This window comes from Lentzea tibetensis (genome assembly GCF_007845675.1).
Lineage (GTDB): Bacteria > Actinomycetota > Actinomycetes > Mycobacteriales > Pseudonocardiaceae > Lentzea > Lentzea tibetensis.
In genome coordinates this window covers 1-10,618 of the sequence record NZ_VOBR01000068.1, presented here as the reverse complement: position 1 = coordinate 10,618, position 10,618 = coordinate 1, and the positions used below count along the sequence as shown (strand labels likewise).

Below are 10,618 nucleotides of genomic sequence, written 5' to 3'. Positions count from 1 at the left end.
AATACCGAGAGCCGGCGCTCATGCTCTTCGCGGCCAGCAGGGTCGCGACCGGATCGAACTCGACAAGTCGCCAGAACAAAACGCCGCCGATGATCGCCGAGGAAACGCGCTGCAACGTGACAGTCGGCCCATCCCTGGACTCGTGGAGTTACTACATCGCTGTAGCCGGGCATCAGGTGTAGCTCGACACCGTCGTCGTTGGCCTCCAACCAGGCGCGAACGGCCTTGCTCCGGTGCACCGGATGCCGGCCGGCGTGGCGTGCCATGCGGTCGAGGAAGGCGGTGAACACGGGCGCGGTGAACCGGCCGGTGAACGTAGAACAACACGTGAAGCCCTGGGTCCGGCAGAACGATCTTGGTCGAAAGCTCTGCTACCAGGGGCTTCGCCACATCCAGGCGTGGACACGCCGGTGCTCATCAACCTGTTACCCCACAAGAAGCCTTGCCTACCAACGCATCCAGCCCAGGATGAAAAAGGCTCAGGAGCCTTGACCCCGGATGTTGGACACGGGGTTATGCGGCGTGGGTGAGCGTAGCTGGTGTCGGGGTGAGGCTGTTCTCGTAGTCGATCGGGGACGTCTGGCCGAGGTGGGAGTGGCGTCGTCGGGTGTAGCGGTGCAGCGAGCCGAAGGCTGCCAGCCGTGCTTCCCTTTCACTGTCCCAGTTTTGGGTGCCTTGGAGGGTTTCGCGTTTGAAGGATGCGTTGAGGCTTTCGGCGGCGGCGTTGTCGGCCGAGCTGCCGACGGCACCCATGGACTGGATCACTCCGACGGCGCGGCAGGCGTCGGCGAAGGCCCGAGCGCTGTATTGGGCTCCGTGGTCGCTGTGGAAGATCGCTCCGGCCAGGCTGCCCCTGGTGCGCCGGGCGGCGGGCAGGGCGTCGATGACCAGTTCGGTGCGCATGTGGTCGGCGATGGCCCAGCCGACCAGGCGGCGTGAGCACAGGTCCATGACGGTCGCGAGGTAGCGGAACGTGCCGTCGGCGATGGGCAGGTAGGTGATGTCGCCGACGTAGCGGGTGTTCGGCGTCTCGGCGGTGAAGTCCCGCCTGAGCAGGTCGGGTGCCTTGGCCGCTGCCGAGTCGGCCGTGGTGGTGCGGTGCCGGCGGCGCAGCCGCAGTCCTGCCAGGCCGATCCCGCGCATGACGCGGGCGACGCGCTTGTGGTTGACCACGTGTCCGGCGTCGCGCAGCTCGGCGGTGATCCGCGGGACACCGTAGGTGCCGGCGGAGTCGCGGTGGACGGTGCGGATGCGGGCCGCCAGGCGGGCGTCGGCGGCGGCTCGGGTGGCCCGAGCCGCCGCGGTGGCGCGCCAGTGGTAGTAGCTGGACCGGGCGATCCCGATGACCTGGCACAACCGCTTGACGCCGTGACGGCGCTGGTGGTCGGCGACGAACTGGAAGCGGTTCACCAGCGCGTCTCCCCGGCGAAATACTTTGCCGCCTTGCGCAGGATGTCGCGTTCCTCCTCCAACTCACGGATCCGCTTGCGCAGCGCGGCGTTCTCGTCCTCCGGCGCGCTCGAGGGCGACACGGTCGCGGGGGTGGTGGTCTGTGATCCGGTGCGCTGCCTGTCGTCGAGCCTGATCCAGTTGCGCAGCGTCTCGGAGTTGATCCCGAGATCATCGGCCACGGACTTGATCGTCGCGCCCGGACGGGACCGGTACAGCGCGACCGCCTCGGCCTTGAACTCCGGCTGTGTTACCACCCGCCGGAGAGACCGTCGCTCAAGAAGCCGAAGCGGAGCGTTCGCAAGACGCTCAGGATGCTGCTGAGGGCGGGGATGTTGAGCGTCTGGGTCAAAGACGAGCGGCGCCGGATCGCCGCCGCCGAGTCCCACGGGGAGAACCCGCTGGAGGCGGCCGAGCGGGACGAGTTGCTGCGGTTGCGCAGGCAGGTCGCCGAGCTGGAGAAGGACAACGCGTTCCTGGTAAAAGCTTCGGCGTACTTTGCCGCGATGCAGAAGAACCGGCCCGGTTCGCTCTGATGGCCAAGTACGCCGGCCTCGACGACATCGCCGGCGTGGTCGGCACCAGCGTGATCAAGGGTGAACGCTTCGCGGTCCGGCGCATGGCGCGACTGCTGACGGTGTCCGCCTCCGGCTACTACGCCTACGTGAAGCGTTGTGCGGCAACGGTGTTGACGCCGCGTCAGCAGCGCCGCGCGGACCTGGAGGTGAAGATCACCCAGGCGCACAAGGATTCTGGCGGCACCTACGGGTCGCCGCGGGTCGCCGCAGAGTTGCGGGATCAGGGCGAGGTGGTCAGCGCCAAGACTGTCGCCAAGGTCATGGCCGGTATCGGAATCGAGGGCATCAGCCCCGCACGTTCAAGGTAAGAACGACCGTGGTCGACCCCGCGGCATCGTTCCCGCCGGATCTCGTCGAGCGCGAGTTCGACCAGGGCCGCCTGAACGCCGTGTGGCTCACCGACATCACGTACCTGACCTGTGGTGAGGGCGAAATGTTTCTGTGTGCGATCCGGGACGGGCACTCGCGCAGGGTGCTCGGCTACAGCGTCGCCGACCACATCGGCGCCGGGATGGTCACCACCGCGATCGAGACGGCCGTGGCCGCCCGCGGTGGTGAATGTCGTGGCACAGTCCTGCATTCCGACCGCGGCGGCGAGTACACGGCGAACCTGACCGCGCAGGCGTGCTTCCGGCACGGGCTGCGCCGGTCGATGGGCGCGACCGGGATCTGCTGGGACAACAGCCCCGCGGAGTCGTTCTGGTCCACGTTCAAACACGAGCACTACTACCGGCACGTCTACGCCACCAAGACGGAACTCGTTGCCGCAGTTGACAAGTGGATCGAGTTCTACAACAGTACGCGGCGGCACTCCAAGCTCGGGATGCGCAGTCCCAGCGACTATGAGAAGTCACTCCGAGCAGCTGCCTGAACTTCTTAAGCCCCTGTCCACCGTTTGGGGTGAACCTCAGGCGGCGTGTGTCGCGGCTACGGCAGGAGGATGCCTCGCTGTAGGAGTTGCGGCTGCTGGCATCGCGGGATTGGCCGCGACATCGAAGGCTCGCCAGCAGGGCAATGGTTGGGCAGGGGCAATAGGTAAGGGAGCAGTGGCTGCTGGTGTAAGCGCAATCGGATTGAAGAAGGCTAAGGCCGTCCGCTGGTTCGGCGACAAGCGGAACTACATCTCGGTGAGCAAAGCGCTGACCAAGCGGCCTGCTCAGCAGCGTCTCAGAAACATTGGAAAGGGCTATGTTCGTGGCCAAGCTGCGGGCTACGCACTAGGTAGGTTCGGATGGTAGTAGCCGTTCGCAGCGGCTGTACGGGTCAGTGCACGCGGGTATGCGCTGACCCAGGCCTTGAGCGCGGCGATGCCGCGTCCTGCGCTCCGTCCTACCCAGAGGCAAGGCAGTGGGAGTCAATTGGGAGGACCCAATGCGCGGCAACGGTTCTAGACTGCGCTGAATGGCAGTCAGCTGCTCCGTCGCAACCTGCGGTTTCACCCTGATGGCCACACTCTGGCGACCGCGAGCCACGTATGCGACCTGCGGCACGAGCGGATGACCGCCCCCCACCTGGCAACGGTTTCTTCCTGGAACGGCGTTCCCTCCGCCCTGCCGCTGACGCGAGTCGCGCCCACGCGAGCCTCTAAATTAGGCGGTCAGCAGACTCCGCAACACCGTCACCACCTTGCCGAGAATCGTCGCGTTGTCACCGTTGATCGGCTCGTAGGCATCGTTTTGCGGCAGCAGCCACACGTGATCGTCTTTGTGCTTGAGGGTTCTCACTGTCGCCTCGCTGTCGATCAACGCGACGATGATCTCGCCGTTGTCGGCGGTGGCTTGAGTGCGGACGACGACCCAGTCACCGTCCTCGATCGATGTGGCCATTGAGTCACCGACCATCCTCAGCATGAACAGCTCGCCTTCACCGACGATTTCACGCGGCAACGGCACCTCGTCGTCGATCGACTCCTCCGACACGATCTGCCCGCTGGCGGCGACGCTGCCCAGCACGGGCACGTACGCGGGCTTGGGCTCGGCCAGCGGGTCGAAGTCCCCCTCGGTCTCGGTGGGCACCATGCCGACTGCCCGCGGCCGGCTGGGGTCGCGCCGCAGGAAGCCCTTTCGCTCCAACGCGCGCAACTGATACGCGACCGAGGAGGTCGATGTCAGGCCTACTGCCTCGCCGATCTCTCGCACGCTCGGCGGGTAGCCGTACTGGTCGATCCAGTCGCGGATGACGTTGAGGACCTTGCGCTGACGCAGCGTGAGACCTTCTGTGTCTTCATCGCTCGTGACACGCACCCGCAACGCTGCCGTGCGTTGGTTCCCCGTGCCGCGCGGTTCGGCCGCCGAGACGGCGGGCTTTGCGCTGGCCTGCGAGAGTGCATCGATGTCCATCTCTGCCAGCGCGGTGATGATGGGCGGCGTAGGCCTGCCGGCCCGCCTATCGAGCACGACACGCAGGCGGGCGGCCGCCACCTGCTCGGCGGTCGGGTTCAGCGGCACGGTCATACGGTGCCTCGCCTTTCGTCAGCGGGAAGCTCCTGCTCGAGCTCTTTCAGGAGAGGATTGAGCACGCGGTCGGTGAGGGCGTCCAACAACTTCAGCTCCTCCGGGCCCGCGAGCTCCGATTCAGCCAGTGCGGTCATGACCTCGAACCCCACCGCCCGCTTGCGCGAGGATTCGTCGACGACGTAGGTCAGCACCTCGAAGAAGCGCTTTGACCACTCTTCCCGGCGGCCTTGCGCTTCACGTTGTTCGGTTGCGCGATCTCCGGCTCTCGCGTTCATCCGAGCACCCAGAACCGCACCCCCGGCCGTGCAGGCAGCGACGATGAGGGCTGCGGCGACTGGCAACCAAGGATTCACGCACACCTTCCTGCACTGCGGCCGGGACTCGCGAATGGTACGCACGGCGCGACGGTCAGGGGTGGCCTTTGGTGCAGAGATCGCCCGGATCGGCGCAACCTAGTCCTACTGGTTCCACGGCGGGAACCGTTCCCTCGTGCAGTACATCGCGCCAGTAGATGAGGCGTCGCACAAGACCGGCGCCAGAAAGGTCGTGTAAGTCGCGGGTGCTGACGTGTAGCGCGTCGGCCATCCGCGTAAGGTCCGGTCCGGCGCTGGCCTCAGCGGGAGTCAAGGTGAGTTGAGCGACGATCGGAACTCTGCCATTGGGGCGAGGATCTTCTCCCGGAGGATCCGTTGGGAGAGAAGGGCTTCGTCGCACACTGTCGCGAGTTTCGGGTCACTGAGCACGATGGCGGTGATGAGTGCTCGCCGGATGATAGGACGCATGGTTGCTGCGGACTTGGCCAGCTTCTCGTCGTTCGGCTCGTCTCCGTGCGCGATCTTGCTGCGAACCTTGTAGGCGTCCTCGACGTGCCGTAGGACAGCGAGACGATCTTCGTCGTCCTTGCCGATCAGCACGGCCGCCCGCTGTGCTGTTTTGCGCGCAAGGTCCCCGTGCGATTCATCCTCGCCGGACAGGAGGTTTTCTAGCGCCGTCACGTAGTCGAGCACGACCTGCGGTTCATCATCCGGGAACGTGACGTCGGAGTCGTACCCGACCTTGTCGCCGGTGGCCAGGAATCGGATCGCGCACCTCTGAATCCGCTTGCGGAACTTCTCGTTCAGCGTCGACTGTTGGAGGCGTGCGGTGATCTCGGTCAAGAAGCGGATCAGCTGCTCACTGCGCCTGTCATCAACGTGAAGGGGGCCGAGCAACGGAACTTTGTACTCACCCTCCGGTCCGATGTAGTTGGACGGCACTGAAGAGTGTCGCTTATCGACCTGTCTGCCGGGCTCGACGACGTGCTCGGCGACCACTTCGACAGGATCGTTCGACCAGAGGTTGAACGCTAGCAGCGGCTCCCAGGCCAATTTCGCAGAAGGGCCGCGCGAGAACCACAGGACCCGAAAACCACGTAGGGGCAGAGGTTCTGGGTCGGGGACCGTCACCAGAACGTGCTGGCCGAATTCAAGAAGTGGGTCCCACACCGGTGTCGGTGCGAAGTCTGCGGCCAGCGAAACCGGCCGGAGACTCTTCCAGGTGCCAGCGTCTGGACGGGAGAGTCTCCAGCTGCTGAGGTCGACCGGCCTCGGCAGGTCCCAATCGAGGTTCAGGACGAAGTACCGCCACACTTGTTCCGGTGGTCCGGCCAAGTAGGACGCGAGCTGCCCTGCCAGGACTTGAGCGTCGAACTCATGGCTGGACCGGAGAAGGGCCGCGATACCGAGCCCGTACAGCGCGCTTCCATCGAACAAGCGTCCCGCGTGTTGGTCGTCGTCGAGGTACTTGTTGGCGCGGGCGGCAGCGTCGGCGGCTTCGCGTACGGCGGTGCTCGCAGGAAGTTCCGCCAGAAGGTCGGCGGCCGCGCGGTCGGGGAGATCAGGATGGTCGACCGCCGATCGCTTCGCGTCCGTGATGAAACCGACCAGGGCTGTAATGAGGCTCTGGTGTTCGGGAGTCACAATGACAGGCTAGTGCCGGGATAACGCGGCTCGCCACGGCTTAAGGGTCGGAGCGACCAGTATCGAAGCCATTCCGTTGCCCGGCAACATCATTGAAGTCGTGATCTTCAACTGCGTCATCGACCTCTCCTTCGCTAAGCCGCCATGTTCGACGTAACCTCCCGCGTCGTGCGCCCCGATGGCGGCCTCTGCGTCGCCAACGATCACCTCACGCCCACCGGGCGAGCCGGGCGTAGCTCCTACGTCAGCACCGCTTGAGCCCTCGCCTTTCTGGTGCCAGCGTTGGCCGCTGCGGTCGTGTCGTTCCTCCTATGCGGCCAGGTCCGTGCGCGTTTCAAGACCCTCGGATGATCTAGATCGCAGCTTTCCAGATGTCGGCATTGGGCGGGAAGGAGTGGATCTTCAGCGGTTCTACAAAACCACTAACACACTTGACTCGCCGTCAAGTGCGCTCAAATGCGTCCAACGTACCTGTTTTAGCAGGTCAGCGGGCTGTGAACCCGTATCTGGGGGTCAAGGGGTCGCAGGTTCAAATCCTGTCGTCCCGACGGCCAAGAGGGTCTTCGCAGCTCAGACGCTGTGGAGGCCCTCTTTTTGTGCTCTCGTCCGGCTCCGCGAGGGCGAGCATGCCGCTCATAGACTCCTTGACTCGCAGTCAAGGGGGCAGCGTTTTCGATCTTGACGAGTAGAAGCCGGGCTGCATTCCTGCACGTAGTTCGCGCGCCGCCTCTGGCGAACTCGCAGGTTACGATACTGAGAATCATTTCGATCACTTGACTCCGCAGCGACGCTACGCAAGGCAGTGCTGGAAGGCGAGGCGTGTCGGCGATTCGTCGATGCCACCAGTCCAACGGTGGTCGGTTCCCGCACGGGCGTTGCGTGCTCTGCCCGGCCGCACACTCTGCCTGGCCGAATATGAGTTCGAGGGCATGCTGCGCGAGCTTGCGACGGTCCTCTTTGGACGATCGACGGTGTCGAAGTGGGAGCCAATTGGGAGAATTCAATGTGCGCCAACGGCATCGCAGCTCAATCGCCAAGGAGGCTGAAACTGTCGGCTCCGCAGGCCGTGGGACGCGAGCCCCTGCAGATCGATCGGCGCGCGCGGGTTCACGCGTTGCTGGTGAGCTCCTCGGGTGAACACTCTCCGCCGGATCACTCACAATAGATTGGTCCCTCGGCTCAGCCGGACGGTGATTTGGTGAGATTGGTCTGGCTCGCCAGCAGGCGTTCTCCACGATCTCGTTCAGTCCGTATGCGCTCAGCGAGCCGTCCCGCTGCGGTCGTTCGACGCGACGAACAACCGATCCGTGCTCGCGTCATCTGGGTGTTCCTGTTCCAATACGCGCCGAGTTCAATGAAGAACCGCGCCGAAACCCGGACACGCCTGAAGAGTCGTGCGTGATCGTGTGTGCCGACAGGCCTGGGTTCGAGCTCCGGGCAGCGCACCCGATCGGAGCTCCTGCTGGTCCGGATGGAGCTGGAATGGGTCGTGTTCACGTGATGCTCGTTGTGGCGCCGCGGGTTCGTGCACGGTGGGCCGCGACGTTGCGCTTGTTGCCGCAGATCTCGTAGGAGTGCCAGCGCTGGGTGCGGCTGCGGGTGGTGTCGTAGAACACCGATCGGCAGTCGTCGTTGGCGCACACCCGCAGCCTGCTCCACTGGCCGGAGTCGATCAGGTCGGCGACCAGGCGTGCGATCCGGCCCCCGATCGGATCTCCGGTGACCTGCCGCAGATCCACTCGGGTGGACGTCGAGAAGTCGTGCTGGAAGGTGATCGCCGAGGTGCGCGCGGTGAACTCCGCCCAGAACGGGGCTGGGTCCTTGCTGTCGTGCTCGGCGGTCAGGATCGCCATCAGCGCTGACCGCAGTGCTCGCAACTCGGCGAGTTGATCTTCGGAAGCGTTGCTGCCGGCGAGGCCGAGCCGGTCGAGCGCCGCGCTGGCTGACTCCGGGGTGTCGAGCGCTTCGGGGTGGATCGTGTGGGCGCGCGAGTTGAGCAGCGCGATGATCGCCGCTGCGCCGGGCGGGACGTCGTTGCTCACCCGGACAGACTACGTGTCGACATGGGCAAACCAAAGAAGCCCTTTACATCTCGCGCCACGTCGGTCAGGCTGTAAGTGTCTTCATGAAAATGACGCTTACAACAGTCTGGGAGCAGTCGTGCACTTCATCGCATCGGGAACCGACGTACATCCGGAGAGGTTCGGCCCGTTCCTGGCCGACGAGGGTGCGGTGCTGGAGCAACTCCGCGCCCAAGGCACCGTCAAAGCGGTCTTCAAACGAGTTTTCGGCGGAGGTGTCGTCAGCCTCGTGGAGGCGGACAGCGTGGAGCAGGCCGTCGAACAGCTCGCACGCCTGCCGCTGGTCCGCGAAGGCCTGCTGAGGTTCGAACTCACCGAAGTGGCCGAACTCTAGATCGACAACGGAGGTCCGCTGTGTCAAGGACGGCACTGCACGTTCCCTTGGCCGAGGGGTCCGCGAAATGGGTCTCGGGGGATACCTGCACGATCAAGGCCACGGCGGAGCAGACGAACGGATCGCTTGGGTTCGCGGTCGCCGTCGTTCCTCCCGGAGCCGGGCCGATTGCGCACGTCCACAACCTCAACGACGAGGCGTTCTACCTGCTCGACGGCCAACTGGAGTTCATCGGCGGTGACAAGACCTTCGTCGCGTCCGCCGGCGACTTCGTTTTCGTCCCCCGAGGTGTCCGGCACCGGTTCAAGAACCTCTCGACGCTGACGGCGAGAATGGCGTTCCTGTTCACCCCTGGCGGGCAGGAGCGGTTCTTCCTCGAGCACGGCGACGACCCGGTGCTCGGGCAGCACCCGGAGCCGTGGGGGTTGGACCGCTTCACCCCGGAAATGCTCGCACTCAGCAAGCAGTTGGGGAACGTGATCGCGCCCGAGTAGAACCGGCGCCCTTGCGCGCTGGGTCGTTTGCTGCCCTGTGTGTAAGTGGCAAAATATAAAAGACTATTACATTGAGGGATGTAAGCCATGACTGACGAAGACCCCCGAGGCATCGCGCGCCGCAAGCTCCTGCAATACACGGCGGTCGGCGCCGCGATGCCCGCCCTGCTCGGCGGCCCGCTCGCACGGGCGGCCCTGGCCGCCACGGACGACGGACTGCCCGACTACCTGCCGGTCCCGGCGGGCGCGCACGGCCCGAACGTCAACGAGCTGGGCTACTACGTCGGCCGGATCAAGGGGAATCTCTACTGGATCACCGACTCGAACTTCCAGTGCATGTTCCTCACCACGAGGACGGGTGTCGTGCTGGTCGACGCGCCGCCCAGCATCGGCGGCAACCTGCAGCGCGCCATCGACGAGGTGACCCGCGCCAACGGCAGGCCGAACCGCGTCACGCATCTCGTGTACTCGCACTTCCACGCCGACCACATCGGTGGCGCCGGCCTGTTTCCGAAGGCCGAGCGCATCGCGCACACCGAAACCCGTCGCCTGCTCAAGGCGTTGCGCGATCCTCGCCGCCCGCTGCCGACCGTCACGTTCGACGACCAGTACATCCTCGAAGTCGGTGGCGAACGGCTGGAACTGCGCTACCACGGCCCGAACCACTCGCCGGACAACATCTTCATCTGGGCGCCGAACCAGGAAACCCTGATGGTGGTCGACGTGGTGTTCCCAGGCTGGACCCCGTTCCTCGATCTCGCCGTCGCGGAGGACGTCCCGGCGTGGGTGCGCGCGCACGACACCGTGCTCAAGTACCCGTGGAAGACCCTCGTCGGTGGCCACAAGGGCCGCCTCGGCGTGCGCGCGGACGCCGAACTGCAACGGGGATACGTGCACGATCTGGAAACCAGCGCGCGGGCGGCACTCGCCGGTGTGGATTTCACGCCGTTCTACATGCGGTACGCGGCGGTCGACGGGAACATGTGGGCGACCATGAACGAGTACCTCAAGGCCACCGCCAGGGTGACCCTGGACTCGGTGGTCGCCAAGTACGCGGGCAAGCTCGCGGCGGTGGACGTCTTCGCGCCCTCCCACGCAATGGCCATGGTCATGTCGCTGCGGCTCGACTTAGGGGTCGACTCGCCCGGTGGCGGCACCATCCACCCGTGACGTCAGAACAGCAGTGCGGTGGCCACCGGTTGGTGGCCACCGCGGGGCCCGCAAAGCGTGGAGGGAGTAGAGCCGCCGGAGGCGCGCCGCCGCACTCG

Annotated in this window: 11 protein-coding genes and 1 pseudogene; 6 read left to right on the top strand and 6 right to left on the bottom strand. The window is 65.3% G+C overall.

What is annotated here, in order from left to right; genetic code table 11:
* Together FKR81_RS46185 and FKR81_RS42710 are read right to left on the bottom strand one after the other, a co-directional pair.
* Positions 1-329, bottom strand: a pseudogene (locus tag FKR81_RS46185) (hypothetical protein); the annotation flags it as partial.
* A 184-nt stretch (positions 330-513) separates the two neighbouring features.
* Positions 514-1,706 (bottom strand): IS3 family transposase gene (locus FKR81_RS42710; protein WP_146361268.1). Its coding sequence is split into 2 segments (ribosomal slippage): positions 514-1,421 and positions 1,421-1,706, totalling 1,194 coding nucleotides; the frame shifts between segments, so codons are not numbered across the junction.
* 57 nt (positions 1,707-1,763) lie between these two features.
* On the opposite strand from FKR81_RS42710, the gene FKR81_RS44715 reads away from it, so the two are divergent.
* Genes FKR81_RS44715 through FKR81_RS42700 form a run of 3 tightly spaced genes read left to right on the top strand, consistent with a single transcriptional unit; the run spans position 1,764 to position 2,898 of the window.
* Positions 1,764-1,985 carry a hypothetical protein gene (locus FKR81_RS44715; RefSeq protein WP_222598617.1) on the top strand — a complete coding sequence of 74 codons (222 nt, stop codon included), beginning with the start codon at positions 1,764-1,766 and terminating at the stop codon, positions 1,983-1,985.
* The gene (locus tag FKR81_RS44215; protein ID WP_186763516.1) at positions 1,985-2,335 is read left to right on the top strand and encodes an IS3 family transposase; all 351 of its coding nucleotides are present in this window, start codon (positions 1,985-1,987) and stop codon (positions 2,333-2,335) included. Before FKR81_RS44715 ends, FKR81_RS44215 begins: the two co-directional genes overlap by 1 nt.
* 8 nt (positions 2,336-2,343) lie before the next feature.
* Complete coding sequence (locus FKR81_RS42700; RefSeq protein WP_186763515.1) at positions 2,344-2,898, top strand: IS3 family transposase; 555 nt, start codon at positions 2,344-2,346, stop codon at positions 2,896-2,898.
* Positions 2,899-3,616: 718 nt separating this feature from the next.
* Here FKR81_RS42700 and lexA read toward each other — a convergent pair.
* The 4 genes from lexA to FKR81_RS42680 form a co-directional block, all read right to left on the bottom strand.
* Positions 3,617-4,366 carry a transcriptional repressor LexA gene (lexA, locus tag FKR81_RS42695; RefSeq protein ID WP_146361272.1) on the bottom strand — a complete coding sequence of 250 codons (750 nt, stop codon included), beginning with the start codon at positions 4,364-4,366 and terminating at the stop codon, positions 3,617-3,619.
* 110 nt (positions 4,367-4,476) lie between these two features.
* A complete protein-coding gene (locus tag FKR81_RS42690; RefSeq protein ID WP_146361264.1) occupies positions 4,477-4,758 on the bottom strand; it encodes a hypothetical protein in 282 nt (93 codons plus the stop codon).
* A 348-nt stretch (positions 4,759-5,106) separates the two neighbouring features.
* The gene (locus FKR81_RS42685) at positions 5,107-6,441 is read right to left on the bottom strand and encodes a HEPN domain-containing protein (protein ID WP_146361262.1); all 1,335 of its coding nucleotides are present in this window, start codon (positions 6,439-6,441) and stop codon (positions 5,107-5,109) included.
* A 1,493-nt stretch (positions 6,442-7,934) separates the two neighbouring features.
* Positions 7,935-8,483: a CGNR zinc finger domain-containing protein gene (locus FKR81_RS42680; protein WP_146361261.1), complete on the bottom strand. Its 549-nt coding sequence runs from the start codon at positions 8,481-8,483 to the stop codon at positions 7,935-7,937.
* Positions 8,484-8,601: 118 nt separating this feature from the next.
* Between FKR81_RS42680 and FKR81_RS42675 the strand changes: the two genes are divergently transcribed.
* From FKR81_RS42675 to FKR81_RS42665, 3 genes are all read left to right on the top strand, one after another.
* Positions 8,602-8,856, top strand: a complete 255-nt coding sequence (locus FKR81_RS42675; protein ID WP_146361259.1) for a hypothetical protein — start codon at positions 8,602-8,604, stop codon at positions 8,854-8,856.
* 20 nt (positions 8,857-8,876) lie between these two features.
* Complete coding sequence (locus FKR81_RS42670; protein ID WP_146361257.1) at positions 8,877-9,350, top strand: cupin domain-containing protein; 474 nt, start codon at positions 8,877-8,879, stop codon at positions 9,348-9,350.
* A gap of 87 nt (positions 9,351-9,437) precedes the next feature.
* Entirely contained in the window at positions 9,438-10,520 is a 1,083-nt protein-coding gene (locus tag FKR81_RS42665; protein WP_146361255.1) for an MBL fold metallo-hydrolase, read from the top strand.
* Positions 10,521-10,618 lie beyond the last annotated feature (98 nt).